This window comes from Streptomyces sp. NBC_01352, assembly GCF_036237295.1.
Lineage (GTDB): Bacteria > Actinomycetota > Actinomycetes > Streptomycetales > Streptomycetaceae > Streptomyces > Streptomyces plumbiresistens.
Genome location: NZ_CP108354.1, coordinates 3,982,065 through 4,007,847, shown reverse-complemented (window position 1 = coordinate 4,007,847; position 25,783 = coordinate 3,982,065). Strand labels below are relative to the sequence as shown.

26 protein-coding genes and 1 riboswitch are annotated in these 25,783 nt (G+C 70.1%); of the genes, 12 read left to right on the top strand and 14 right to left on the bottom strand.

Going from position 1 to position 25,783, the window contains the following annotated elements:
• Positions 1 to 39 precede the first annotated feature (39 nt).
• Complete coding sequence (locus OG252_RS18560; RefSeq protein ID WP_266434008.1) at positions 40 to 432, bottom strand: CBS domain-containing protein; 393 nt, start codon at positions 430 to 432, stop codon at positions 40 to 42.
• Between the two features lie 149 nt (positions 433 to 581).
• On the bottom strand, positions 582 to 1,382 hold the full coding sequence (gene hisN, locus OG252_RS18555; protein ID WP_266434006.1) for a histidinol-phosphatase: 801 nt from the start codon (positions 1,380 to 1,382) through the stop codon (positions 582 to 584).
• A 176-nt stretch (positions 1,383 to 1,558) separates the two neighbouring features.
• Between hisN and OG252_RS18550 the strand changes: the two genes are divergently transcribed.
• A complete protein-coding gene (locus tag OG252_RS18550; RefSeq protein WP_266434004.1) occupies positions 1,559 to 2,170 on the top strand; it encodes a TetR/AcrR family transcriptional regulator in 612 nt (203 codons plus the stop codon).
• Positions 2,171 to 2,228: 58 nt separating this feature from the next.
• Here the strand turns inward: OG252_RS18550 and OG252_RS18545 are convergent, their stop codons facing one another.
• From OG252_RS18545 to OG252_RS18530, 4 genes are all read right to left on the bottom strand, one after another.
• Positions 2,229 to 2,552: a DMT family transporter gene (locus OG252_RS18545; protein ID WP_266434002.1), complete on the bottom strand. Its 324-nt coding sequence runs from the start codon at positions 2,550 to 2,552 to the stop codon at positions 2,229 to 2,231.
• A gap of 171 nt (positions 2,553 to 2,723) precedes the next feature.
• Positions 2,724 to 3,734: a ribosome small subunit-dependent GTPase A gene (gene rsgA / locus OG252_RS18540; protein WP_266434000.1), complete on the bottom strand. Its 1,011-nt coding sequence runs from the start codon at positions 3,732 to 3,734 to the stop codon at positions 2,724 to 2,726.
• 9 nt (positions 3,735 to 3,743) lie between these two features.
• Positions 3,744 to 5,060, bottom strand: a complete 1,317-nt coding sequence (aroA, locus tag OG252_RS18535; protein WP_266433997.1) for a 3-phosphoshikimate 1-carboxyvinyltransferase — start codon at positions 5,058 to 5,060, stop codon at positions 3,744 to 3,746.
• Between the two features lie 111 nt (positions 5,061 to 5,171).
• On the bottom strand, positions 5,172 to 5,894 hold the full coding sequence (locus OG252_RS18530) for a M50 family metallopeptidase (protein WP_266433995.1): 723 nt from the start codon (positions 5,892 to 5,894) through the stop codon (positions 5,172 to 5,174).
• Positions 5,895 to 5,944: 50 nt separating this feature from the next.
• Between OG252_RS18530 and OG252_RS18525 the strand changes: the two genes are divergently transcribed.
• The 10 genes from OG252_RS18525 (at position 5,945) to OG252_RS18480 (ending at position 15,951) form a co-directional block, all read left to right on the top strand.
• The gene (locus OG252_RS18525; protein WP_266433993.1) at positions 5,945 to 6,760 is read left to right on the top strand and encodes an SOS response-associated peptidase; all 816 of its coding nucleotides are present in this window, start codon (positions 5,945 to 5,947) and stop codon (positions 6,758 to 6,760) included.
• A gap of 1 nt (position 6,761) precedes the next feature.
• Positions 6,762 to 7,427 carry an alpha/beta hydrolase family protein gene (locus OG252_RS18520; protein ID WP_329337333.1) on the top strand — a complete coding sequence of 222 codons (666 nt, stop codon included), beginning with the start codon at positions 6,762 to 6,764 and terminating at the stop codon, positions 7,425 to 7,427.
• A gap of 258 nt (positions 7,428 to 7,685) precedes the next feature.
• Positions 7,686 to 8,372: an RNA polymerase sigma factor SigR gene (gene sigR, locus OG252_RS18515; RefSeq protein ID WP_053750196.1), complete on the top strand. Its 687-nt coding sequence runs from the start codon at positions 7,686 to 7,688 to the stop codon at positions 8,370 to 8,372.
• Positions 8,369 to 8,680: a mycothiol system anti-sigma-R factor gene (rsrA, locus tag OG252_RS18510; protein ID WP_266433986.1), complete on the top strand. Its 312-nt coding sequence runs from the start codon at positions 8,369 to 8,371 to the stop codon at positions 8,678 to 8,680. Before sigR ends, rsrA begins: the two co-directional genes overlap by 4 nt.
• Before the next feature lie 130 nt (positions 8,681 to 8,810).
• Positions 8,811 to 10,151, top strand: coding sequence for an HD-GYP domain-containing protein (locus OG252_RS18505; protein WP_329337330.1), 1,341 nt, complete (start codon positions 8,811 to 8,813; stop codon positions 10,149 to 10,151).
• Positions 10,148 to 11,395 (top strand): HD-GYP domain-containing protein, encoded by a 1,248-nt coding sequence (locus tag OG252_RS18500; RefSeq protein ID WP_329337328.1) that lies wholly within the window; start codon positions 10,148 to 10,150, stop codon positions 11,393 to 11,395. Before OG252_RS18505 ends, OG252_RS18500 begins: the two co-directional genes overlap by 4 nt.
• Before the next feature lie 104 nt (positions 11,396 to 11,499).
• The gene (locus OG252_RS18495) at positions 11,500 to 12,480 is read left to right on the top strand and encodes a tetratricopeptide repeat protein (RefSeq protein WP_266433980.1); all 981 of its coding nucleotides are present in this window, start codon (positions 11,500 to 11,502) and stop codon (positions 12,478 to 12,480) included.
• A 75-nt stretch (positions 12,481 to 12,555) separates the two neighbouring features.
• Entirely contained in the window at positions 12,556 to 13,206 is a 651-nt protein-coding gene (gene def / locus OG252_RS18490) for a peptide deformylase (RefSeq protein ID WP_266433977.1), read from the top strand.
• A gap of 292 nt (positions 13,207 to 13,498) precedes the next feature.
• The gene (gene cyc1, locus OG252_RS18485) at positions 13,499 to 14,584 is read left to right on the top strand and encodes an epi-isozizaene synthase (protein WP_329337324.1); all 1,086 of its coding nucleotides are present in this window, start codon (positions 13,499 to 13,501) and stop codon (positions 14,582 to 14,584) included.
• A complete protein-coding gene (locus tag OG252_RS18480) occupies positions 14,581 to 15,951 on the top strand; it encodes a bifunctional albaflavenone monooxygenase/terpene synthase (RefSeq protein ID WP_329337322.1) in 1,371 nt (456 codons plus the stop codon). The genes cyc1 and OG252_RS18480 overlap by 4 nt, the downstream gene beginning before the upstream one ends.
• Before the next feature lie 4 nt (positions 15,952 to 15,955).
• Here OG252_RS18480 and OG252_RS18475 read toward each other — a convergent pair whose 3' ends face one another.
• A complete protein-coding gene (locus tag OG252_RS18475; RefSeq protein WP_266433970.1) occupies positions 15,956 to 16,921 on the bottom strand; it encodes a helix-turn-helix domain-containing protein in 966 nt (321 codons plus the stop codon).
• A 92-nt stretch (positions 16,922 to 17,013) separates the two neighbouring features.
• On the opposite strand from OG252_RS18475, the gene OG252_RS18470 reads away from it, so the two are divergent.
• Complete coding sequence (locus tag OG252_RS18470) at positions 17,014 to 17,256, top strand: hypothetical protein (RefSeq protein ID WP_266433969.1); 243 nt, start codon at positions 17,014 to 17,016, stop codon at positions 17,254 to 17,256.
• On the opposite strand, the gene OG252_RS18465 is transcribed toward OG252_RS18470, so the two are convergent.
• The 7 genes from OG252_RS18465 to OG252_RS18435 all read right to left on the bottom strand — a co-directional run bounded on the left by OG252_RS18465 (position 17,169) and on the right by OG252_RS18435 (position 25,770).
• On the bottom strand, positions 17,169 to 18,182 hold the full coding sequence (locus OG252_RS18465) for a ribonucleotide-diphosphate reductase subunit beta (protein ID WP_266433968.1): 1,014 nt from the start codon (positions 18,180 to 18,182) through the stop codon (positions 17,169 to 17,171). The genes OG252_RS18470 and OG252_RS18465 overlap by 88 nt on opposite strands.
• Complete coding sequence (locus OG252_RS18460; RefSeq protein ID WP_329337318.1) at positions 18,182 to 20,548, bottom strand: ribonucleoside-diphosphate reductase subunit alpha; 2,367 nt, start codon at positions 20,546 to 20,548, stop codon at positions 18,182 to 18,184. The genes OG252_RS18465 and OG252_RS18460 overlap by 1 nt, the downstream gene beginning before the upstream one ends.
• 124 nt (positions 20,549 to 20,672) lie before the next feature.
• A riboswitch (cobalamin riboswitch) is annotated at positions 20,673 to 20,801 on the bottom strand.
• Positions 20,802 to 20,853: 52 nt separating this feature from the next.
• Positions 20,854 to 21,360 (bottom strand): GNAT family N-acetyltransferase, encoded by a 507-nt coding sequence (locus OG252_RS18455; protein ID WP_329337316.1) that lies wholly within the window; start codon positions 21,358 to 21,360, stop codon positions 20,854 to 20,856.
• Between the two features lie 72 nt (positions 21,361 to 21,432).
• A complete protein-coding gene (gene mctP, locus OG252_RS18450) occupies positions 21,433 to 23,061 on the bottom strand; it encodes a monocarboxylate uptake permease MctP (RefSeq protein ID WP_329337315.1) in 1,629 nt (542 codons plus the stop codon).
• Positions 23,058 to 23,318 carry a DUF3311 domain-containing protein gene (locus tag OG252_RS18445; protein WP_307677227.1) on the bottom strand — a complete coding sequence of 87 codons (261 nt, stop codon included), beginning with the start codon at positions 23,316 to 23,318 and terminating at the stop codon, positions 23,058 to 23,060. Before OG252_RS18445 ends, mctP begins: the two co-directional genes overlap by 4 nt.
• A gap of 141 nt (positions 23,319 to 23,459) precedes the next feature.
• Positions 23,460 to 23,660, bottom strand: coding sequence for a YbdD/YjiX family protein (locus OG252_RS18440; protein WP_266433959.1), 201 nt, complete (start codon positions 23,658 to 23,660; stop codon positions 23,460 to 23,462).
• Positions 23,632 to 25,770, bottom strand: coding sequence for a carbon starvation CstA family protein (locus OG252_RS18435; RefSeq protein ID WP_266433957.1), 2,139 nt, complete (start codon positions 25,768 to 25,770; stop codon positions 23,632 to 23,634). Before OG252_RS18435 ends, OG252_RS18440 begins: the two co-directional genes overlap by 29 nt.
• Positions 25,771 to 25,783: the final 13 nt, after the last annotated feature.

Genomic DNA, 25,783 nt, shown 5'->3' with positions numbered 1-25,783 from the left:
CGGACTTCCCCGGGCGGGGGGTCCGGCCCGTTCGCGTGCTCAGACGGGCGCGTGCTGCCGGACCGGGGCCCAGCAGCGGATGATGTCGCGGACCGAGACGATGCCGACGGGCTCGTCGCGGTCGAGCACGATGAGGTGGCGGAAGCCTCCGTGCGCCATGGCGCGGGCCGCCTCCTCCAGGGTCCAGGTCGGGGCGGCGAAGACGACGTCGGTGGTGGTGTGGGCGTGGACGGGTTCCGAGTCCGGGCTCTGGCCGAGGCCGACGGAGTTGAGGACGTCGCGTTCGGTGAGGATGCCGATGCCATCGGCGTCGGGGTCGTTGACGATGGCCGCGCCGACCCGGCGGGCGGACATCAGGGCGGCGGCCTGGCGGAGGGTGTGGGTGGGGCCGATGGTGAGAACCACCGTGCTCATGGCGTCGCGGACCAGCATGGGTTCCGAGTCACCTCCTAGGAACCGCTGCGATAGTTCAGCGGTTCACAAGTTCACAAATGAGGGTGTCCTCAGAGTGGCAGGCAAAGCGGAGGTCAACAAGAGGGCGCGTGCGGCCGATTGAGGGCGTGCGCGCTCAATCGTGCCGCTCAGTAGCGCTCGTTCAGATAGCCCAGGAACTCGTCGTGGAGCAGGCCGTTCGACGCGGCCGCGTTGCCGCTGTGCGGGCCGGGGCGGCCGTCGAGGCCGGTGAAGGTGCCCCCGGCCTCCGTCACGACGATCGCGTTCGCGGCCATGTCCCAGAGCGAGAGCTCGGGTTCGGCGCACAGGTCGACCGAGCCCTCGGCGACCATCATGTACGGCCAGAAGTCGCCGTACGCGCGCGTGCGCCACACCTCGCGGCTCAGGTCCAGGAAGCCGCCCAGGCGGCCCTGGTCGTCCCAGCCGGTGAGCGAGGAGTACGCGAAGGAGGCGTCGGAGAGCTTCGAGACGCGGGAGACGTGCAGACGGGAGGCCGAGGTGAGGCTGCGCCCCGAGAAGGCGCCGTGGCCCTTCGCGGCCCACCAGCGGCGGCCGAGGGCGGGGGCGGAGACCACGCCGACGACGGGCTGGTAGCCGCCCTCCGCCGCCTCCATGAGGGAGATGAGGGTCGCCCACACGGGGACGCCCCGTACGTAGTTCTTGGTGCCGTCGATGGGGTCGATCACCCAACGGCGGGGTCCGGTGCCCTCGATGCCGTACTCCTCGCCGAGGATCGCGTCGCGGGGGCGGGCGCGCTGGAGCTGGCCGCGGATGACCTCCTCCGCGGCCTTGTCCGCCTCGCTGACCGGCGTCATGTCCGGCTTCGTCTCCACCTTGAGGTCGAGGGCCTTGAAGCGGGCCATGGTCGCCGCGTCGGCGGCGTCCGCGAGGACGTGGGCGAGGCGGAGGTCGTCGTGGTAGTCCGGCATGTGATGAACGCTATCTGCCGGGAGTCGTACCGGGCTACAGGGGGCCAGGGTGCGGACAGCGGCCGGTCAGGCGGCTCGCGGGGAACCGAGGGCGCTCCCCAGTGCTCTCGCGACCCCTTGACAGTGCCCCTGTGCGCGTCAAATCTGGGCGCAGTGCCGCTCGCCCTCGGGAGGCGATGATGCCTGCAGCGCGGGAATCCCTGCTGGACGCCGCTTACACGGCGCTGGCCCGTAGGCCGTGGTCCGCTGTCCGGATGGTGGACGTGGCGGCGGCGGCCGGAGTGTCCCGGCAGACGCTGTACAACGAGTTCGGGAGCAAGGAAGGGCTGGCCCGTGCCCTCGTCAGGAGAGAGGCGGACGGCTATCTCGTCGGGGTCGAGCGCGCGCTCACCGCGAACGGCGACGCCCGCGAGCGGCTGACCGCCACCGCCGAGTGGACCGCGTCGACGGCCCGGGAGAACGCGCTCGTACGGGCCATGCTCACCGGCTGCTGGAGCGAACGGCTGCCCTCGCCGACCCTGTCGGCGGTGCCGTCCTCCTCGGCCGTACCGGCACAGCGCCGGGCGGACGGTCCGCTGCCGTCACCCGGCGACTTCGTGGCCCTGGTGCGCGACCGGGCCGTGACGGTGCTCTCCGGACCGGGCGCGCTCAAGTCGGACACCGCCGAACTGGCCCGCTCCTGCGAGCTCGTCGTCCGTCTCGCGCTGTCCTGCGTGGCGGCCCCGCCCGGCGAGGGCGGCGTCGCGGATCTCGTACGCGGCGCGCTCCAGCGTCAGTTGGTGTTCTAGGGCAGGCCCCGGGTGGTGTTCTAGGGCAGGCCCCGGGACGGGCACACCCCGGGCCCCGTCAGTGGGACGACCCCGACAGCTGGAGTCCGATCACCCCGATGATCACCAGGCTGATCGAGACGATCTTCAGCGTCGAGACGAGGTCCCCGAGGAAGATCATTCCGTAGATCGCCGTGCCCGCCGCGCCGATGCCCGTCCACACCGCGTACGCCGGGCCCACGTCGAGCTTCTTCAACGACAGGGTCAGCAGACCGAAGCTGCCGAGGGCGAAAATGCAGAATGCGATGGTTGGCCAGAGTCTGGTGAAGCCGTGAGACAGCTTCAGGCAGACCGCGAATCCGGTCTCGAGCAACCCGGCCACGACGACCAGCAGCCACGCCATGTGCTGTCCTCCCGTAGATGTCCACGTGTCCCAGCGTCTTGTGACCGTCGTTGTGTGACCGCTTCGTCAGGCTTTGGTCGGGCCTGGATCCGGCTCGGTGCGATTATGCCCTTACCGGACCTACCCGGAGACAAACAACGCGGAGGTCAGTCGCCTTCCTGGATTCGCGTCCTAGTCGCCTTCCGTCCGCTCCCGCGTCGCCAGCATCCGGCGCAGCGAGTACAGGCGGGCCGGATCCGCGTGACCGTCGGCCACCCACTGGTCCAGCGCGCAGTCCGGCTCGTCGTGACTGCACGCGCGCGGGCAGCCCTCGGTGCCGGGCTCCAGGTCGGGGAAGGCGTGGATCACCCGGGACGGATCCACGTGGTGCAGTCCGAACGACCGCAGGCCCGGGGTGTCGACCACCCAGCCCGCGTCGCCCGCCAGCGGCAGGGCCAGTGCCGAGGTCGTGGTGTGGCGGCCGCGGCCCGTCACCGCGTTCACATGGCCGGTCAGCCGGCGGCGCTCCTCCGGGACCAGCGAGTTGACCAGGGTCGTCTTGCCGACACCCGAGTGGCCCACGAAGGCGGTGATCCGGTCGTCGAGCTGCTCGCGGACCCGGCCCACGGCCTCGCCGCTCTCCAGTTCCTCGCGGCTGGTGACGACGTACGGGATGTCCAGGTGGCCGTAGAGCTCCAAGAGCTTGTCCGGCGAGGCGAGGTCCGACTTGGTCATGACCAGGAGCGGTTCCAGGCCCGCGTCGAACGCCGCCACCAGGCAGCGGTCGATCAGGCGCGGGCGGGGTTCCGGGTCGGCGAGGGCCGTGACGATGGCGAGCTGGTCGGCGTTGGCGACGATCACGCGCTCGTACGGGTCGTCGTCGTCCGCCGTGCGGCGCAGGACCGACGTGCGTTCCCCGATGCGGACGATGCGGGCGAGGGTGTCCTTGTTGCCGGTCAGGTCGCCGACGATGTCCACCCGGTCGCCGACCACGGCCGCCTTGCGGCCCAGCTCGCGGGCCTTCATCGCCAGGACGATCCGGTCGTCGACGAGGCAGGTCAGGCGGCCCCGGTCGACGGTGAGGACCATGCCCTCGACGGCGTCCTCGTGCTTGGGGCGGGTGTGTGTACGGGGTCGGTTGCCCTTGCGGTTCGGGCGGGAGCGGATGTCGTCCTCGTCGGTGTGCTTGCCGTAGCGGCGCATGGTGTGTCCCTACGCCCCGAGCATCCCGGTCCACAGGTCGGGAAAGTCCGGGAGGGTCTTCGCCGTCGTCGCCACGTTCTCGATCCGAACGCCCTTCACCGCGAGGCCGATGATCGCGCCGGCCGTCGCCATGCGGTGGTCCTCGTACGTGTGGAAGGTCCCGCCGTGCAGCGGGCGCGGGCGGATGTGCAGCCCGTCGGCGGTCTCCGTCACGTCACCGCCGAGTTCGTTGATCTCCTTGGTGAGCGCGGCCAGGCGGTCCGTCTCGTGCATGCGCAGATGTGCGACGCCCCGGAGCGTGGAGGGGGAGTCCGCGAGGGCCGCGACCGCCGCGATGCCCGGGGTCAGTTCGCCGACCTCGCCGAGGTCCACGTCGATGCCGTGGATCGCGCCCGAGCCGGTGAACACCAGGCCGTACTCGGTGAGTTCGCAGGAACCGCCCATTTCGGTGAAGATCTCCCGCAGCCGGTCACCGGGCTGGGTGGTGCGGGCCGGCCAGTCGGGGACGAGGACCTTGCCGCCGGTCACCAGGGCCGCCGCCAGGAACGGCTGGGCGTTCGACAGGTCCGGCTCGATGGTCAGGTCCCGGCCGAGCAGGGCGCCCGGCTTGACCCGCCACACGTTCGGCTCGCCGCCCGACTCCGGAGTGTCCACCTGCGCGCCGACCGAGCGCAGCATGTCGACGGTCATCCGGATGTGCGGCATCGAGGGCAGCGCCGTGCCGATGTGGCGGACCTCGACGCCCTGGTTGAAGCGCGGGCCCGACAGCAGCAGGGCCGACACGAACTGGGAGGACGAGGACGCGTCGATCTCCACCGTGCCGCCGTCCAGTGCGCCACCGCCGTGCACCGTCAGCGGCAGGGCGCCGCGGCCGTCGTCGTCGATCCGGGCGCCGAGGACGCGCAGGGCGTCGATCACGCCGTTCAGGGGACGCTCGTACGACCTCGGGTCGCCGTCGAAGCGGATGGGGCCGTCGGCGAGCGCGGCGACCGGCGGTAGGAAGCGCATCACCGTGCCGGCGTTGCCGACGTCGACCGTGGCCGGGCCGGCCAGGCCCGTGGGGAGCACGCGCCAGGCCTCGCCGGAGCCGTCGGGGCCGACTCCTTCTTCGATGGCGACGCCCATCTCACGCAGCGCACCGGCCATCAGCAGGGTGTCGCGGGAGCGCAGCGGGCGGCGCAGCCAGCCGGGCTCGGAGGCGAGGGCGGCCAGCACGAGGGCGCGGTTGGTGACCGACTTGGACCCGGGCACGTGGACCGTCGCATCGACGGCTCCGCTTGCGTGCGGGGCGGGCCATAGGGCGGTGGGTGCGGGGTTTGGGGCCATGGGCCCCACTTTAATGGTCGGTCGTGGTTCGGGTGCGGCGCCGTTGGGGCTGGTCGTGCCCCGCGGCGGAGCCGCATATCGATACGGCTCCGCGCCTCTGACAGGGAGTTCTCAGCCCTCCAGGAGCCAGCGGCCCCCGCCTATCAACGAGCAGAGCGACACGGCGTGGAACAGGAACAGCCACAGCCCCGCCGGAACATGCGTCAGCCGCGACAACTGGTCCGCGTCCGAATCCCCGGCCCCGCCCCGCGACCGCTTCGCCTGGAGCTCGAACGCCGGGCGTACCCCGCCGATGAGCAGGAACCACACCACCGCGTACGCGAACGCCGCCTGTACCTGTGGTCCCGTCAGCCAGGACACCACCACGAAGGTGCCGCCGGTGAGGACGACGGTCAGGGCGCCGTACGCGTTGCGGATCATCACCAGCATCGCCACCAGCAGCAGCGTCGCCAGCCAGAGCAGGGCGGTGATGTGGCCGGCGCCGAGGAGGGCGGCGCCGCCGAGGCCGAGGAGTGGGGGAGCGGTGTAGCCGGAGGCCGCGGTGAGGATCATGCCGATGCCGTGCGGCTTGCCGCGGCTGACGGTGAGGCCGCTGGTGTCGGAGTGGAGGCGTATGCCCGTCAGGGTGCGGCCGGTGAGCAGGGCGACCAGGCCGTGGCCGCCCTCGTGGGCGATGGTGATGGCGTTGCGCGCGATGCGCCACAGGACGTGCGGGACGACCACGGCGAGCGCGGCGACGAGAGTCGCGATCACCACCCACAGGTCGGGGTCGGGCTGGGAGCCGAAGACCTCGTCCCAGAGGGAGGCGAGCGAGTCGGATGCGGTGGTGTGCATTGTCGGCGGAGGCTCCCGTGGGTGTCGTCGAATCTGGCAGTGTGGCACGTATGTGCGGACGGTATGCAGCGAGTCGTGGGCCCGAGGATCTCGCAGGAATCTTTGAGGTCGAGAAGTGGGAGCCCGAGGAGGCCCTGGCGCCCGATTACAACGTGGCCCCGACCAAGGAGGTCTACGCCGTACTGGACCGCCCTCTTAAGGACGTGGAGGACCCGAAGCCGGTTCGACAGCTGCGCAGGCTCAAGTGGGGACTCGTGCCGTCCTGGTCGAAGACCCCCGAGGGCGGCGCCCGGATGATCAACGCCCGCGCGGAGACCGTCCACGAGAAGCCGTCGTTCCGCCGTGCCTTCGCCACCCGGCGCTGCATCATCCCCGCCGACGGCTACTACGAGTGGGTCACCGGCACGCAGGAGCGGGACCTGGAGGTCGAGGGAAGGAAGAAGCGGCCGCGCAAGCAGCCGTACTTCGTGCTCCCCGCCGACGGGTCGGTGTTCGCGATGGCCGGGCTGTACGAGTTCTGGCGGGACAAGACGCTGCCCGACGACCACCCGCAGGCCTGGTGGGTGACGTGCTCGGTGATCACCACGGAGGCGGAGACGACCCCGCTGGCCGTCGCCCCGGCGGACGGGCCGCACGTGCTCGCCGACATCCACCCGCGGATGCCCCTGATGCTGACGCCGGACCGCTGGGACACCTGGCTCGACCCGTCCCGCACGGACCCGCACGACCTGCGCGAGCTCCTCGCCCCGCCGCCCGCCGGGCTGATGCGCGCCTACCCCGTCTCCACGGCCGTCAGCAATGTCCGCAACAACGGACCCGAGCTGCTGAAGGAGCTGGAGGGCCCCGAAGAGGGCACACTCTTCTGACGTGACGAAAGCAACGAACGTGACCAATGTGACCAGCGGCACGGAAGAGACCGTCGAGACCGACGCCGGTACCGCCCGCATCACCTGGCACCAGGCGAAGAAGCCCCGGCTGCTGCTCGCGGTCAGCCACGGCGCCGGCGGCGGCATCGGGGCCCGCGACCTCCAGGCCCTCGCCCACGCCCTCCCGGAGCACGGCGTCACCGTCGCCCTCGTCGAGCAGCCCTGGCGGGTGGCGGGGAAGAAGATGGCGCCCGCGCCCAAGGCCCTCGACCTCGGCTGGCGCGGGCTGTGGCCCGCCCTCGCCGAGCCCGGCCTCCCGGTGATCTCCGGCGGCCGCAGCGCCGGCGCCCGCGTCGCCTGCCGTACGGCCGTCGAACTCGGCGCGCATGCCGTCCTCGCCCTCAGTTTCCCGCTGCACCCGCCGGGCCGGCCGGAGAAGTCCCGCGCCGAGGAACTGCTCGGCGCGGGGGTGCCCACGCTGGTCGTCCAGGGCGGAAACGACCCGTTCGGGAAGCCGGAGGAGTTCCCGAAGGGGTCGTACGAACTGATCGAGGTGCCGTACGGCGATCACGGCTTCGTCGTGCCGAAGCGGGCGGACATCGGCCAGGAGGAGGCCGTGGGAATCGTCACGGACGGTGTCGCGAGGTGGACCCGGTCACTCGGGTAAAGCTTCGGGAATGTTGAGCGGAAGACCTCTGTTGAGCCGGACAGAAGTGCTGAGGAAACCGGCACCGACGTCGTACGAGAGGAAGTCCGCCGCATGGGTTCGACCTACTGCCCGAGCCGCAGCAGCCGTGCCGACCTGGACTGGACGGTGCTGCACGCGGCCAAGGCTGCCCCTATTCGGGCGGCGGGCGGACCGGATCGTGTTCTATCCTCCGATTCTGGTGGGACCGGTCTCGGTCCTGCCCGGAATCTTGAGGAGGTGGGTCCGGTTCCCGGTACCGACGCAGGGACCGAACAAGGCCAGGCGGAGCAGCCCGAGGGCCAGGGCGGCACGAGCGCGGAGTCGACCGCGGAGCGCAGCGCGCGCTTCGAGCGGGACGCGCTCGAGTTTCTCGACCAGATGTACTCGGCGGCGCTGCGCATGACGCGCAACCCGGCCGACGCCGAGGACCTGGTGCAGGAGACGTATGCCAAGGCGTACGCGTCGTTCCACCAGTTCCGTGAGGGCACGAACCTCAAGGCGTGGCTGTACCGCATCCTCACCAACACGTTCATCAACTCGTACCGCAAGAAGCAGCGCGAACCCCAGCGCTCGGCGGCCGAGGAGATCGAGGACTGGCAGCTCGCGCGTGCCGAGTCGCACATGTCGACCGGTCTGCGCTCCGCGGAGTCGCAGGCGCTCGACCATCTGCCCGACTCGGACGTGAAGTCAGCGCTGCAGGCGATCCCCGAGGAGTTCCGCATCGCCGTCTATCTGGCGGACGTAGAGGGCTTTGCGTACAAGGAGATCGCGGACATCATGGGGACACCCATCGGTACGGTGATGTCCCGGCTGCACCGGGGCCGCCGTCAACTGCGCGGCATGCTCGAGGACTACGCCCGCGAGCGCGGACTGGTCCCGGCCGGCGCCGGAGAGTCGAACGAAGCGAAAGGCTCGGGCTCATGAGCTGCGGAGAGCCGCACGAGACGGACTGCAGTGAGGTACTCGACCATCTCTACGAGTTCCTCGACCGGGAGATGCCGGACGCCGACTGCACCAAGTTCGAGCACCACTTCGAGGAGTGCTCGCCGTGCCTGGAGAAGTACGGCCTGGAGCAGGCCGTGAAGAAGCTGGTCAAGCGGTGCTGCGGACAGGACGACGTACCGACCGACCTGCGTTCCAAGGTCATGGGGCGGATCGAGCTGATCCGCTCCGGGCAGACCGTGCCCGAGCATGACGTGACAGCGACCCAGGTCACCCCGCAGGAGTCCTGAACTCCCGCCCGGGAACGGGCTGTCGTCACTCGAACGTGCTAATCCGCGGGTTATCGGCCCGCGGACTCCCCCCGCCCCGCCTTAGGCTCCGGACGCTGGACAGTCATGGCCGGGCTCGGGGGAGGGGCGTATGGAGGCGATTCCGGCACGGGCGCGTGTGTACGTGGCCTGTGTGGTCCTCGGCGCCCTGTGCTGTCTGCTTCCCCTGCCCACCGTGCGGACACCCTGGTGGGCGGTCCTGCTGCTCGCCGCGCTGTACGCCGGCTGCGAGCGGGTCGCCGCCCGGTGGCGGTTCACCGGCACGTTCTACCCCGTGCTGCTCGCCGGCGCCTTCCTGCTGCCCCCGCCCGCCGCCGCACTGGTGGCGGTGCCGGGGGCGTTGCTGTCCGGGGTCGAGCAGCGGCCGCGATGGCTGCGCCGACTCTGGCGGGCCGCCCAGCTCGTCGTCGGCGTGTGGGTGGCCGCCCGGGTGCACGGGGCGCTGGACGGCCGGGACGCCGTCGGCGCCTCCGACTTCCCGTACGCCCTCGCGCCCGCCGGGGCCGCGGTACTGGCGTTCTGCCTGGCGCTGACCGTCCTGGACGGGGGAATCCTGGCGTTCGCCGTGGGGGTACCTCCCGCGCCTTTAGGGCAGCGGGGGAGGGTGCCGGTGCGGCGGGCCTGGCGGGGGCTGTTCCTGCGGTCGCTCGCGCCCGTCGTCGTGCACGGGCTCGCCGGGCTGATGATGGCCGTGCTGTGGCGCAGCCCGTACGGGCCCGTCGCCGCGCTGCTCGTGCTGCTGCCGATGTGCGTGTCCTGGTGGGTGTTCGCCCAGTACCACCGGGAACGGGCCGCCCATCAGGCGACGATCCGGGCGCTCGTGCAGGCCGTCGACATCAAGGACGGGTACACGCGCGGGCACAGCGAGCGGGTCGGGCAGGCGTCGATGATGATCGCGCGCGAGCTGGGGATGCCCGACGAGCGCGTCGAGGTACTGCGGTTCGCCGGGATCCTGCACGACGTGGGGAAGTTGGGGGTTCCCACCCGGTTGCTGCGCAAGGACGGTCCGCTGACTCCCGAGGAGCGGCGGGTGATCGAACTGCACCCCGAGTACGGGCACGAGATGGTGCGCGGGATCTCCTTCCTCGGGGAGGCCCGGGCGGCGGTGCTGCACCATCACGAGCGGCTGGACGGGAGCGGTTATCCGTACGGACTGGTCGGGGGCCAGATCCCGGAGTCGGCCCGGGTGGTGGCGGTGGCGGACGCCTTCGACGCGATGACCTCGACGCGCTGCTACAGCAGGGCCCGGCCCGTTCCGGTAGCCCTGGAGGAACTGGAGCGGTGTGCGGGGACGCAGTTCGACCCCCGGATGGTGACGGCCCTCGTCCGCGCCCTGAGGCGGCACGGCTGGCGCCCGGCCGTCACCTCGGACGAGGCCCGCCCGCCGCGCCCCCGCCCCTCGGCCCCCAGCAGGCCGGGAGCGCGTCGATGAGCGGATGCCGGCCCCCTCTGCTCCTCACCCTCGTCCACGCGTGTGCCGCCCTTCTCGCCGCCGTCTGTCTCGCCACCACCCTCTGGACCGGCCTCGACGAGCGGGGTACGGCCCTCGCCTTCGGGGTGCTGGTCACCGTCGGCGAGCTGTCCCGGTGGACCGGGGCTCAGGTCAGGGAGGCCGCGCCGCTCGGGGCCGCGGGGGCGTTGTCGTACGCCCTGCTGGGACCGGACGCGGGGGAGCCGACCCAGCACGGCGTGGCACAGGTCGTCACCGTCGTCCTCGCCGCCGCCCTCCTCGGCAGCGTGCCGCACATCGCGCGGGGGCAGCGCGGAACGCTCGACCATCTCGCCCGGCGGGTGCTGACCGTCGGCTTCGCGGCCGTGTGCTTCCAGCCGCTGTACAACCAGGGCACGGTCAGCGGCTGGGTCGGGCCCGCCCACGCCCTGCTGCTGCTCGCGCTGCTCGCCCTCACCGCGCTGTGCGACGCCGTGCTCGCCGCCGCGCTCGCGCACTCCCGTACCCGGTGGCCCTTCGGTCCGCTGCTGCGGGACGAGCTGCGGGCGCTGCTGGGGATCGGGTCCGCCGTGTGTGCGACGGGGGCCGTGATGGCGCTCGCGGTCGCCGTGGTGGGGCTGTGGGCGCTGCCCGTGTTCTCGCTGCCCCTGCTGCTCACCCAGATGTCCTTCCGGCGGTACGCGGCCGTCCGGGCCACCTACCGGCAGACCATCGCCTCCCTCGCCCGGGCCACCGAGATCGCCGGGTACACCCCGGCCGGGCACGCCCGCCGGGTCGCGGCGCTCGGGCAGGCCGTCGGGCGGGACCTGGGGCTCACCGAGCCGGAGCTGACCGTGCTGGAGTACGCGGCCCTGATGCACGACATCGGGCAGCTCAGCCTCGTCGATCCGGTGCCGGCGGGCGCCACGGCCGGGCTGCCCGCGCAGGAGCAGCGCCGGATCGCGCTGCTGGGCGGGGCCGTCGTACGGCAGACCGGGGTGAACGCGCAGGTGGCGACGGTCGTGGAGCGGCAGGCCGACCCCTGGCGGGAGCAGCCGGTCGCCGCCCGGGTGGTGCGGGCCGTGAACGCCTACGAGGAGAAGGCCCGGGACGCGGGGCCCGGCGGGCCGCTGACGGCGCTGGAGGAGCTGCGACTGGCGACCGCGGACGAGTACGCGCCCGAGGTCGTCGAAGCGCTGGCCCGTGTCCTGTCACGGGACTGTCTGACCCTCCCCCTGGCTGGGTAACCCATGGGTAATGAGCGCCCTTCCAGCCGTACGTGGTTGGATGCGAATAAGAGGGTGTCCGGGGGCACAGCCAGCCCACTGAACGGAACTGGCAGGCGGGAATCGTGAGGATCTTCGGCAAGGGACGGCACCGGCCCTCCGCCTCCTGGCGGCAGGCCACCGACCGTGCGTTCACGCTGATCGGGGACGGTCGGTACGAGGACGCGGGGGCGCTGCTGACGCGCGCCGCCGACCTGGAGCCCTGGCTGTCCGAGTCCTGGTTCAACCTCGCGCTCCTGCACAAGTTCCGGCACGACTGGGAGCAGGCCCGGGCGGCCGGTCTGCGGGCCGTGGCCCTGCTGGACCGGGAGACGGGCGCACCTGACTGGTGGAACGTCGGCATCGCGGCCACCGCCCTGCAGGACTGGCCGCTGGCGCGGCGCTCCTGGCAGGCCTACGGGCTGCGGGTGCCGGGCGGGGCCACCGCCTCCGGCGAGCCCGTCGGCATGGACCTCGGCAGCGCGGCCGTACGGCTGTCCCCCGAGGGCGAGGCCGAGGTGGTGTGGGGACGCAGGCTGGACCCCGCGCGGGTCGAGGTGCTGTCCATTCCGCTGCCGTCGTCCGGGCGGCGCTGGGGCGAGGTCGTGCTGCACGACGGGGTGCCCCACGGGGAGCGGACCACCGCCGCCGGGCACTCCTACCCGGTGTTCGACGAGATCGAGCTGTGGGCGCCCTCACCTGTGCCCACCTGGGTGGTTCTCCTGGAGGCCGCCACCGAGGCCGACCGGGACGCCCTGGAACAGCTGGCCGCCGACGCCGGCTTCGCCGCGGAGGACTGGTCCTCGTCCGTACGGCTGCTGTGCCGGATGTGCTCCGAGTCCCGGATGCCGTCCGACGAGGGCGACGGCGAGCATCTCGACCCGCACGACCACAGCGAGCCGGGACATCCGGGGCCGCTCGGCCATGTCACGGACGGGCAGCTGTGGGTGCCGGAGCGGGAGTGCGGGGTGGCTGCGCCGGCTTCGCTGGTGCGGGGGCTGCTGGACGGGTGGGTCGCGGACAGCCCGGATTCTCGTGACTGGCGGGACCTGGAAGAGGTCTGCTGAGGCCGTGCCGCCTCGCCGACCCCTTTAGGCTGTACTCGCAGAATTCCAAGGCATGCAGGAAGGCATACGTCGGTCATGGCGCAGCAGGACACCGATCAGCAGCACGCGGGCGTGCTCCCCGTGGACGACGAGGGCTTCGTCATCGACACCGAGGACACCGAGGAGCGCGAGAACGCCTGGCGTGAGCGCGGCACCTCGCGGCCCATCACGGTGGTCGGGAACCCGGTGCTGCACAAGGAGTGCAGGGACGTCACCGAGTTCGGCGCGGAGCTGGACCAGCTGGTCGCGGACATGTTCGCCTCGCAGCGCACCGCCGAGGGCGTGGGCCTGGCCGCCAACCAGATCGGCGTCGACCTGAAGGTCTTCGTGTACGACTGCATGGACGACGAGGGCAAGCGGCACGTCGGTGTCGTCTGCAACCCGAAGCTCGTCGACCTGCCCGCGGACAAGCGCCGGCTGGACGACAGCAACGAGGGCTGTCTGTCGGTGCCCACCGCGTACGCGCCGCTCGCCCGGCCGGACTACGCCGAGGTGACCGGGCAGGACGAGAAGGGCAACCCGGTCAAGCTGCGCGGCACCGGCTACTTCGCTCGGTGTTTGCAGCACGAGACGGATCACCTGTACGGGTACCTCTACATCGACCGGCTCTCCAAGCGCGAACGCAAGGACGCGCTGCGGCAGATGGCCGAGAACGAGCCCCGCTACCCCGTGGTCGCCAACGACTGAATACTCTGCCGCCTCACAACTCACTTACGTACGGCGCCTGGTCAGGAACACCCCCTGACCAGGCGCCGTTCGTGTGTCCTTCGCACATTCGATCGCTTGCGCTCTCTTAGTGATCCAAATCCAGACACGCAAGGGGAGAATCTCAGCACTGTGGGGTAGTGAATGGAGCAAATCCGTTCCCAGAACGGTCAGTTGTAGGGCTGAATGGGATGAGCGGGGATACGCAACGGGCGCACGCCCGGCACAACGGGAGAGGTGTGTGCGCCAACTGGCGGCTGGAAGGGGTTTGTTCGTGCCTGCTTTCCCACACAGCACCACATCGACACCGACGGCGATCGCGGTTCCACCATCGCTGTCTCTCCCGGTGATCGAGGCAGCGTTTCCCAGGCAACTTCATCCGTATTGGCCCAGGCTCCAGGAGAAGACCCGTACCTGGCTACTGGAAAAACGGCTCATGCCGGCGGACAAGGTGGAGGAATATGCCGATGGCCTGTGCTACACCGACCTCATGGCGGGGTACTACATCGACGCCCCCGACGAGGTCCTCCAGGCGATAGCGGACTACAGCGCGTGGTTCTTCGTCTGGGACGACCGCCACGACCGTGACATCGTGCACGGCCGTCCGGCCGCCTGGCGGCGGCTCAGGTTCCGTCTGCACGCGGCCCTCGACTCCCCACACCACCATCTGCACCACGAGGACGCGCTGGTCGCCGGATTCGCGGACAGCGTGACGCGGCTGTACTCGTTCCTGCCGCAGACCTGGAACGCCCGGTTCGCCCGGCACTTCCACGAGGTGATCGAGGCCTACGACCGGGAATTCCGCAACCGCACCGAAGGCGTCGTCCCCACGGTCGAGGAATACCTCGCGCTGCGGCGGCTCACCTTCGCGCACTGGATCTGGACCGATCTGCTGGAGCCGAGCGCCGGCTGCGAACTCCCGGACGGCGTACGGAAACACCCGGCATATCGGCGGGCGGCGCTGCTCAGCCAGGAATTCGCCGCCTGGTACAACGACCTCTGTTCGCTCCCCAAGGAAATAGCGGGCGACGAGGTGCACAATCTCGGAATCAGCCTCATCACCCACCAGGGGCTGACTCTGGAAGAGGCGATCGCCGAAGTCAGGCGACGGGTCGAGGAATGCGTTTCGGAATTCCTCGTCGCCGAACGCGACGCCTTATGTTTCGCCGACGACCTCGCCGACGGAACGGTACTCGGAAAGGAACTGAGCGCCGCCGTGCGGGCCTGTGTCTGCAACATGCGGAACTGGTTCAGCACCGTCTACTGGTTCCACCACGAGTCCGGCCGGTACATGGTCGACAGCTGGGACGACCGGTCCACGCCCCCGTACGTCAACAACGAAACGGCAGGTGAGAAATGACCGTCGAATCTGTGAAGCCCGCGGCCCCTCAGGCCCGGGAACTGCGCGAGCCGCCCCTGGCGGGCGGCGGTGTCCCCGTCCTCGGCCACGGCTGGAAGCTGGTGCGCGACCCGCTCAGCTTCATGGCCCGGCTGCGCGACCACGGCGACGTCGTACGCCTGAAGCTCGGCCCCAAGACGGTGTACGCCGTCACCGCCCCGGCCCTCACCGGAGCCATGGCGCTGAGCACCGACTACATCATCGCCGGCCCGCTGTGGGAGTCGCTGGAGGGACTGCTCGGCAAGGAGGGCGTGGCCACCGCCAACGGGCCCACGCACCGGCGTCAGCGCCGCACCATCCAGCCCGCCTTCCGGCTCGACGCCATCCCCGCGTACGGACCGATCATGGAGGAGGAGGCGCATGCGCTGACCGAGCGCTGGAAGCCCGGCGAGACCGTCGACTGCACCTCGGAGTCCTTCCGGATCGCTGTGCGCATCGCGGCCCGCTGTCTGCTGCGCGGCGACTTCATGGACGAGCGCGCCGAGCGGCTGTGCGTCGCCCTCGCCACCGTCTTCCGGGGCATGTACCGGCGGATGGTGATTCCCGCCGGGCCGCTCTACCGGTTGCCGCTTCCAGCCAATCGCCAATTCAACCGTGCGCTGGCCGATTTGCATCTCCTCGTCGACGAGATCGTCGCCGAGCGGAGGGAATCTGGTCAAAAGCCGGACGATTTGCTGACGGCATTGCTGGAGGCGAAGGACGAGAATGGCGAACCCATCGGGGAACAGGAGATCCACGACCAGGTCGTCGCCATCCTCACACCCGGCAGCGAAACCGTCGCGTCCACGATCATGTGGCTGCTCCAGGTCCTCGCGGAACATCCGGAACACGCGGACAGGGTGTGCGCGGAAGTCGAATCCGTCACCGGCGGGCGCCCGGTGGCATTCGAGGACGTCCGTGCGCTCAGGCACACGAACAATGTCGTCGTCGAAGCCATGCGCTTGCGGCCCGCCGTATGGATATTGACGCGACGGGCGGTGCGGGACACCGAACTCGGCGGGTATCGCATTCCGGCCGGTGCCGACATCGTCTACAGTCCGTACGCGATCCAGCGCGACGGGCGGTCCTATGCGGACAACCTGGCGTTCGACCCCGACCGCTGGCTTCCGGACCGGGTCAAGGACGTGCCCAAATACGCCATGAGCCCGTTCAGCGTGGGCAACCGCAAGTGCCCCAGCGACCACTTCTCGATGGCCCAGCTGACGCTCATCACGGCGGCGCTGTCGACGAAGTACCGCTTCGAGCAGGTGTCCGGTTCCGACGACGCGACCCGGGTGGGGATCACCCTGCGTCCGCAGCGGCTGCTGCTGAAGCCGGTCCTCCGGTGAGAGGTCAGGCCGCTTCGGGGCCCCGGAACGTGCGCCGGTAGGCGTTCGGCGTGGTGCCCACCGACCGGACGAACTGGTGCCGTAGCGCGGCCGCGTTCCCGAACCCTGTTCGACCGGCTATCGCGTCCACCGTCTCGTCCGTCGCCTCCAGCAGCCGCTGGGCCAGCAGCACGCGTTGGCGCAGGATCCAGCGGTAGGGAGTCGTACCCGTCTCCTGCTGGAAGCGACGGGCGAAGGTGCGCGGGGACATGAGAGCACGGTCGGCGAGCTGCTCGACGGTGACCTCCTCGTCGAGGTGCTGCTCCATCCACACCAGCACCTCGCCGACGGTGTCGCACTGCGACCGGGGCAGCGGCCGCTCGATGTACTGCGCCTGCCCGCCGTCGCGGTGCGGCGGTACGACCATCCGCCGGGCGATCTTGTTGGCGGTCTCAGGCCCCTGCTCCTTGCGCACGATGTGCAGACAGGCGTCGATACCGGCGGCGGTGCCGGCCGAGGTGATCACCGGGTCCTCGTCGACGTACAGCACGTCCGGCTCGATGATCGCCCGCGGATAGCGCCGGGCCAGCTCCTCCGCCTGCCGCCAGTGCACACTGCACCGCCGGCCGTCCAGCAGCCCGGCGGCGCCGAGCACGAAGACGCCCGAGCAGACGCTGAGCACCCGGGCGCCGCGGTCGACGGCCCGGACCAGGGACTCCAGGAGCTCGGGCGGGTAGTCACGCGTGACGTAGTCGCTCCCGGCCGGTACGGCGATCAGATCGGCCTCCTCCAGCCGGTCGAGGCCGTACGGCGTGGAGACGGTGAGGCCGCCGACGTGCGTGCCCAGCGAGGGGCCTTCCGCCGAGACGACCGCGAAGTCGTAGGCGGGCAGGCCCTCGTCGCGGCGGTCGATGCCGAAGACCTCGCAGACGACGCCCAGTTCGAAGGGATGCACGCCGTCGAGCAGGACGGCGGCCACGTTGGTCAGCATGCTGCCAGTGTGCCTCGGAAGTGGCAGTAAATCGAGGGCCTACGGCAGTCCTGCCACTGTCGGTAAGGAGTCTGGGGGACGACAGTAGTGACATGACTACCGCACAGACAGAAGGACTGATCGCCATGCTCACCGTCCTCGGAATCCTCGTCCTCCTGGTCCTCCCGTCAGTGATCGGGATCGTGCACGACAGGCGCGTCGACCGTCAGATCAGGGAGGCCCAGGAGGCCCGGAAGGCCGCGGAGGGTCAGAAGTCCTCGTCCAGGTCCACGGTGCCCTCCACCGCGACCTGGTACGCCGACGGCCGCCGCTCGAAGAAGTTGGTCAGCTCCTGAACACCCTGGAGCTCCATGAAGGAGAAGGGGTTCTCCGAGCCGTACACCGGGGCGAAGCCGAGGCGCGTGAGGCGCTGGTCGGCGACGCACTCCAGGTACTGCCGCATGGAGTCGGTGTTCATGCCCGGGAGGCCGTCACCGCACAGGTCGCGCGCGAACTGCAGCTCGGCCTCGACGGCCTCCTTCAGCATGTCGACGACCTGCTGCCCGAGCGCGTCGTCGAACAGCTCCGGCTCCTCCTTGCGGACGGTGTCGACCACCTCGAAGGCGAAGCTCATGTGCATCGTCTCGTCCCGGAACACCCAGTTGGTCCCGGTGGCCAGACCGTGCAGCAGACCCCGGCTGCGGAACCAGTAGACGTACGCGAAGGCGCCGTAGAAGAACAGGCCCTCGATGCACGCGGCGAAGCAGATGAGGTTGAGGAGGAAGCGGCGGCGGTCGGCCTTGGTCTCCAGGCGGTCCAGCTTCTCGACCTCGTTGATCCACCTGAAGCAGAACTCGGCCTTCTCGCGGATGGAGGGGATGTTCTCCACGGCGTCGAAGGCGGCCGCCCTGTCCTCCGGGTCGGGGAGGTAGGTGTCGAGGAGGGTCAGATAGAACTGGACGTGGACCGCTTCCTCGAACAGCTGCCTGCTCAAGTACAGCCGCGCCTCGGGGGAGTTGATGTGCTTGTACAGGGTCAGCACGAGGTTGTTCGCGACGATCGAGTCGCCCGTCGCGAAGAACGCGACCAGCCGGCCGATCATGTGCTGCTCGCCCTGGGACAGCTTCGCCAGGTCGGCGACGTCCGAGTGGAGGTCGACCTCCTCGACGGTCCAGGTGTTCTTGATGGCGTCCCGGTAGCGCTCGTAGAAGTCCGGGTAGCGCATGGGGCGGAGGGTCAGCTCGAAGCCCGGGTCGAGAAGGTTCTTTTCGGTGGAGCTCATTACTGGCAGGCCTCGCAGGACTCGGGGTTTTCCAGGGAGCAGGCGACGGCCTCGGGATCGGGGGCCGGCTGCTGCACGGGGACAGCGGCCTGGGCCGCGCGGGCGATGCGGGTCGCCGGGCGCGAGCGCAGGTAGTACGTCGTCTTCAGGCCCGACTTCCAGGCGTACGCGTACATCGAGGAGAGCTTGCCGATGGTCGGCGTCTCCAGGAACAGGTTCAGGGACTGGGACTGGTCCAGGAACGGCGTCCGGGCCGCCGCCATGTCGATCAGGCCGCGCTGCGGGATCTCCCACGCCGTGCGGTACAGCGCCCGTACGTCCTCGGGGATCCAGGCGAAGCCCTGCACCGAGCCGTTCGCGTCGCGCAGCGCCTCGCGGGTGCGGGCGTCCCAGACGCCCAGGGCCTTGAGTTCCTTCACCAGGTACGAGTTGACCTGGAGGAACTCGCCGGACAGCGTCTCGCGCTTGAACAGGTTGGACACCTGCGGCTCGATGCACTCGTACACGCCCGCGATCGACGCGATGGTGGCGGTCGGCGCGATCGCGAGGAGCAGGGAGTTGCGCATGCCGGTGGTGGCGACGCGTGCCCGCAGGGCCGCCCAGCGCTCCGGCCAGGTCAGCTCGGTGTCGTAGTGGTCGGGGTGCAGAACACCCCGGGCCGTACGGGTCTTCTCCCAGGCCGGCAGCGGGCCGTTGCGCTCGGCGAGGTCGGCGGAGGCCTCGTACGCGGCGAGCATGATGCGCTCGGCGATGCGCGTGGAGAGCCGACGGGCTTCCGGCGAGTCGAAGGGCAGCCGCAGCTGGAAGAAGACGTCCTGGAGGCCCATGACGCCGAGGCCGACCGGGCGCCACTTGGCGTTGGAGCGGCCCGCCTGCTCGGTCGGGTAGAAGTTGATGTCGACGACGCGGTCGAGGAAGGTGACGGCGGTGCGGACGGTCTCGTCCAGCCGCTCCCAGTCGATGCCGTTGTCGACCACGAACGCGCCGAGGTTGACCGAACCCAGGTTGCAGACCGCCGTCTCCCCGTCGTCCGTGACCTCCAGGATCTCCGTGCAGAGGTTGGAGGAGTGGACGACGTGGCCCGGCTCGGCGGTCTGGTTGGCGGTGCGGTTGGCGGCGTCCTTGAAGGTCATCCAGCCGTTGCCGGTCTGCGCGAGGGTGCGCATCATGCGGCCGTAGAGGTCACGGGCCGGGATGGTCCTGCGCGCGAGGCCCTTCTCCTCGGCCTCGCGATAGGCGGTGTCGAACTCCTCGCCCCACAGGTCGACCAGTTCCGGCACGTCGGCGGGGGAGAACAGCGACCACTGCGCGTCGGCGTTCACGCGGCGCATGAACTCGTCCGGGACCCAGTGCGCGAGGTTCAGGTTGTGCGTACGGCGGGCGTCCTCACCGGTGTTGTCGCGCAGCTCCAGGAACTCCTCGATGTCCGAGTGCCAGGTCTCCAGGTAGACCGCGGCCGCGCCCTTGCGCCGCCCGCCCTGGTTCACGGCGGCGACCGAGGCGTCGAGGGTCTTCAGGAACGGGACGATGCCGTTGGAGTGCCCGTTCGTGCCGCGGATCAGCGAACCGCGGGCGCGGATGCGGGAGTAGGCGATGCCGATGCCGCCGGCGTGCTTGGAGAGCCGGGCGACCTGGTGGTAGCGGTCGTAGATGGAGTCCAGCTCGTCCTTCGGGGAGTCGAGGAGGTAGCAGGACGACATCTGGGGGTGCCGGGTGCCGGAGTTGAAGAGGGTGGGGGAGGAGGGGAGGTAGTCGAGGCGGCTCATGAGCCGGTAGAGCGCGGCGACCTCGTCGAGAGCCCTGGCCGTGTCGTCCTCGGCGAGACCGCACGCCACCCGGAGCATGAAGTGCTGGGGCGTCTCGATCACGTGCCGGGTGATCGGGTGCCGGAGCAGATAGCGGCCGTGCAGGGTGCGCAGGCCGAAGTACCCGAAGCGGTCGTCGGCGTGCACGTCGACCAGCGCGTCGAGGCGGTCGGCGTGGACCCGGACGAACTCGGCCGTACGGTCGGCGATGAGGCCCTCGCGGTGGCCCACCGCGACCGACTCCGTGAAGGACGTGACGCCCTGGGAGGCGGCCTCGGCGCGGATGTTGACGGTCAGGAGGCGGGCGGCGAGCCGCGAGTAGGCGGGGTCCTCGGAGATGAGGCCGGCGGCCGCCTCGGTGGCCAGCTCGCGCAGTTCCGTCCCGTCGGCCCGCGCGGACCGGCCGCGCAACGCGGCGGCGGCGACCCGGCCGGGGTCGGCGTCGGGGAGGTCGGCGGTCAGCTCGGTCAGGGTCCGCAGCAACGCGGTCCCGGGACCGTCGTCGGCCACCGGGGTCACTGGAGCTGAAGCTGAAGCCGGGTCTGCTGGCGCGATGGTCACGTGGGGCTCTCCCTCGCTCGGCACGGGGGCCTTGCGGAGGGCAGACGGCAGCACACGAGCGCACACGGCGTCGCGCCCACCGGCCCACTCCACGAGGCCCGGACGTCATGGCACCCGGACCTGATGGCCGGGCACGCTGTCGGCAGGTCCTCGGACTGACGCCCATACACGCATATGCGCGCATGAGTACACCGTTGCGGGACAGTTCCGGATTCGCACCGGATTCCCCTGCGACGACAGCGAGCATGAGCATACATCTTGTGCCGAGCGAGGACAGCACCACCATATGTTGTGTCGCGCCGGTTTCACAGCGTCAACTCATAGGTGAGCAGAGTGATGTCGTCCAGGTCCGGTATCGGGTTCCAGTCCCGTCCGGGAGTGCGCGCGAAGCCGAGGCGTTCGTAGATGCGGTGGGCGGAGTGCATGGTCCGCTGCGTCGACAGCACGACGGCCGTGCAGCCCTCGGTGGACCGGGCGCGGTCGATGCACGCGCGGACGAGGGCTTCACCGGTGCCTCGGCCGCGGGCCGCCCGGGAGACGGCGAGCATCCGTATCTCGGCCTCTCCGGGGCGGGCGATGTCGGCCATGGGACCGCCCGACGGCACGAAGGTGACTCCGCCGAGGACGCGCTCCCGCTCCACGGCGACCAGCACGTCCGCGGCGGACGCCCGCTTGGCCACGTCCTTCAGCTCGCCGAGGTACTCGTCGCTCTCGCCGAAGTCGAGGAGGCCGTCCTGGAGGTAGGCCTCGGCGGTGATGTCGCCGAGGGGCTCGTAGTCGTCGGGGGTCGCCTGCCTGATCATGAGGTCCATGGCCCGCAGTGTGCATCAGGGGTACGACAACGGGCCGCCGGATTTCTCCGGCGGCCCGTGCTGACGTACGGCTCAGTGCGCGGCGCCCGCGGTCGCCGGCGGCAGCTCCACCTGCACGCCCGGGTCGCCCGCGTCCGCCGTGTAGTCCTGCGGGGACGTCTCGTCGATGCCCTCGGGGGCCTTCAGGGCCTTCAGGACGAAGGTCAGGACCACCGTCACCACCACGTTCAGGACGAACGCCGTGAGGCCGATGTAGCCGATCTCCCCGATGCCGGGGATCTCCTTGGACGAGCCGCCGAAGTGCTTCTGGGTCGGCGAGGCGACGCCGTACGCGGCGACCGTGCCGTAGATCATGCCGACCGCCCAGCCGGCGAGCAGGGCCCAGCGGTGGAACCAGCGGGTGAACAGGCCGCCGACCAGGGCCGGGAAGGTCTGCAGGATCCAGATGCCGCCGAGGAGCTGGAAGTTGATGGCGACCGTCTTGTCCATGGTGAGGACGAAGGCCAGCGCGCCGACCTTCACAAGGAGGGAGACCAGTTTGGAAACCTTCGTCTCCTGGGCCGGTGTGGCGTCCGGCTTGATGAAGTCCTTGTAGATGTTGCGGGTGAAGAGGTTCGCGGCCGCGATGGACATGATCGCCGCCGGGACCAGCGCGCCGATGCCGATCGCCGCGAAGGCCACGCCCGCGAACCAGTCGGGGAACATGGTCTCGAAGAGCTGCGGGATCGCCAGCTGCCCGTTGCTGACCTTGATTCCGGCCGCGATCGCCATGAAGCCCAGCAGTGCCAGCAGGCCCAGCATCAGCGAGTACAGGGGCAGGATGGTGGTGTTGCGGCGGATGACCTCACGGCTCTTCGAGGACAGCGTCGCCGTGATCGAGTGCGGGTACATGAAGAGTGCGAGCGCGGAGCCCAACGCCAGCGTGGCGTACGTCCACTGGCCCGCCTCGCCCGGCACCACCGCACCGCGCGGCGCACCCGTCGCCGGGTTGGTCTGGCTGTACGCCTCGCCCGCCTTGGCGAAGATCTCGTCGAACCCGCCCAGCTTGATCGGGATGTAGATGATCGCCACCGCGATGACGATGTAGATCAGCGTGTCCTTCACGAACGCGATCAGCGCGGGGGCGCGCAGGCCCGAGGAGTAGGTGTAGGCCGCGAGGACGCCGAAGGCGATCAGCAGCGGCAGGTCCTTGATGAACCAGTTGGTGTCCTCGCCGCCGCCGACGCCCATCACGTCCAGGACGGCCTGGATGCCGACCAGTTGGAGCGCGATGTACGGCATGGTCGCGAGGATGCCGGTGACGGCCACGGCGAGGGACAGGCCCTTGGAGCCGAAGCGGCCGCGTACGAAGTCCGAGGTCGTCACGTACCCGTGCTTGTGCGAGACCGACCAGAGGCGGGGCAGGAACGTGAAGATCAGCGGGTAGATCAGGATGGTGTACGGCACCGCGAAGAAGCCGGCCGCGCCCGCCGCGTAGATCGCCGCCGGTACGGCGACGAAGGTGTACGCCGTGTACAGGTCGCCGCCGAGCAGGAACCAGGTGACCCAGGTGCCGAACGACCGTCCGCCCAGGCCCCATTCGTCGAGGCTCTGTTCGTCGGCGGCCCGGCGCCAGCGCGCGGCCAGGAAGCCCATGACCGTGACGGCCAGGAAGAAGAAGATGAAGACGGCGAGTGCGACGCCGTTCACGCCGTCCTTCATTCCGACGCACCCCCCTTGGCGGAGCGGGCGCGCTGGTCACGCTGCCACAGCTTGTACGCGATCATCGTCAGCGCGGTGGAGATCAGCACCCACAGCATCTGGTACCAGTAGAAGAACGGGATGCCGATGAAGGCGGGGTCGACCTTCGCGTACGATCCCACCCACAGCATCGCCACGAAGGGCGCGAAGAGGCAGAGCGCGATGACCACGCGGGCCGGTGTCACCACCGGTGGTCTCACTTCAGGCGCATTCGACATACCGCGGCTCCGTCCCCTCACTGATCATCTGTGCAACGCGCAGGCAATCTAGGCGACGGTGTCAGGAAAGCGGAAGACCTCGTCCGCATATCGGTATGTGGTGGTTCTGTGTCCCCCTTCGGCCCTGTGCCTGTCTGCCCCTCAGCAGCAGCGGAACCCCTGCCGGGGGTCCGCCTCCTGCCGCTCCGTGCGCATCCGCTCGAAGTCGCGCCGGGACGGCACCGGCGCCTGCGGGTGCTCCTTGCGTACGTGCGCGACATAACGGTCGTACGCCGACTCGTCGGTCAGCTCCCGCACATACCAGCGCACGCCTCTAAGGGCTCGTAGGAGTGCCGACCGCACGGCGCTCCTCCTCCTTCTCCCGGCTGGTCGGGAACAGCCCGGCCGGCGCGACGATCTTCGACTCGACGTACGGTGCCTCGCTGAGCGTGGACAGCGCGGGACGCCGTAGGTGCCGGACGCAGACCCGGCCCGCGTCCACGATCACCACGATGATCAGCAGGGCCAGGACGGCCGAGAGGACGCCGTCCACCGTGGAGTTGGTCACCACGGTGTGCATGTCGTCCATGGTCTTGGCGGGCGGCAGCACCTCGCCCCGGTCGATCGCGTCCTGGAAGACGGACCGCTGCTTGAAGAAGCCCACCTTCGGGTCGCTGGAGAAGACCTTCTGCCAGCTCGCCGTGAGGGTGACCGTCGCGTCCCAGGCGAGCGGGACTCCGGTGATCCAGGCCCACTTGAGACGCCCCGACTTCACCAGCAGGGTCGTGCAGACGGCCAGGGCGACGGCCGCGAGGAGCTGGTTGGAGATGCCGAAGATCGGGAAGAGCTGGTTGATGCCGCCGAGGGGCTCGTGGACGCCGACCCACAGGAAGTAGCCCCACAGCCCGCACACGACCGCGCTGGTGATGACCAGGCCGGGCTTCCAACTCACGTTCTTGAAGGGCCGGTAGACGTTGCCCAGCATGTCCTGGAGCATGAACCGGCCCACCCGGGTGCCGGCGTCCAGCGCGGTCAGGATGAACAGCGCCTCGAACATGATCGCGAAGTGATACCAGAAGGCCTTGAGGCCCCCGCCCGTCACCTCGGAGAAGATCTGCGAGACCCCGACGGCGAGCGTGGGCGCGCCGCCGGTGCGGGAGAGCAGGGTCGACTCCTCGACGTCCTTCGCCGCCTGGGCGAGTTCGGCCGGGGTGATGGAGTAGCCCCAACTGGTCACCACCTGCGAGGCGTTCTCCACCGTCGTCCCGATCGTGCCCGCCGGGGCGTTCATCGCGAAGTACAGACCGGGGTCGATGATGCTCGCCGCGACCAGCGCCATCACCGCGACCGACGACTCCATCAGCATGGAGCCGTAGCCGATCATGCGGACCTGCGTCTCCTTCTGGATCATCTTCGGCGTCGTACCGGAGGAGATGAGCGAGTGGAAGCCGGACAGGGCACCGCAGGCGATGGTGATGAAGACGAACGGGAAGAGCGAGCCCGCGAAGACCGGGCCGTCGCCGCGCGAGGCGAAGTCGGTGACCGCGTCCATCTTCAGCGTCGGCAGCGCGATGACGACGCCGAGGGCGAGCAGGGCGATCGTGCCGATCTTCATGAAGGTGGAGAGGTAGTCGCGGGGCGCGAGCAGCATCCACACCGGCAGGATCGAGGCGATGAAGCCGTACGCCACCAGCCAGACGACCAGTGTGGAGGGCGCGAGCGTGAAGGTGTCGGCCCACGACGACTCGGCGACCCAGCGGCCGGAGACCAGGGCGAGCAGCAGCAGTCCCACGCCGATCAGCGAGACCTCGGTGACCCGGCCGGGGCGCAGGACCCGCAGGTAGAAGCCCATCAGGAGGGCGATCGGGATGGTCATCGCGATGGAGAAGGTGCCCCACGGCGAAGCGGCCAGGGCGTTCACGATGACCAGGGCCAGCACGCCGAGCAGGATGATCATGATGGCGAACGCGGCGAGCAGCGCCGCCGCCCCGCCGAACGGGCCGATCTCCTCGCGCGCCATCTGCCCCAGGGACCTGCCGTCCCGGCGCGTGGAGAAGAAGAGCACCACCATGTCCTGGACCGCGCCCGCGAAGATGACGCCGACGATGATCCAGATCGTGCCCGGCAGATAGCCCATCTGCGCGGCCAGCACGGGCCCGACCAGCGGTCCGGCGCCGGCGATCGCCGCGAAGTGGTGGCCCAGCAGGACCCGTCGGTCGGTGGGGTGGAAGTCGATGCCGTTGTTCAGGCGTTCGGCGGGGGTCGCCCGGGTGTGGTCGACCTTGAGCACCTTGTACGCGATGAACTTCGAGTAGAAGCGATAGGCGACGGCGTACGAGCCGAGGGCCGCCGCCACCATCCAGGCGGCCGAGACCTCCTCGCCCCGGGAGAGCGCGAGCACGGACCAGCCCGCCGCACCGACTAGCGCGACGATGGTCCAGACGACGATGGTTCGGACGTTCGCGGTACGCACCGGGGAGTCCTCC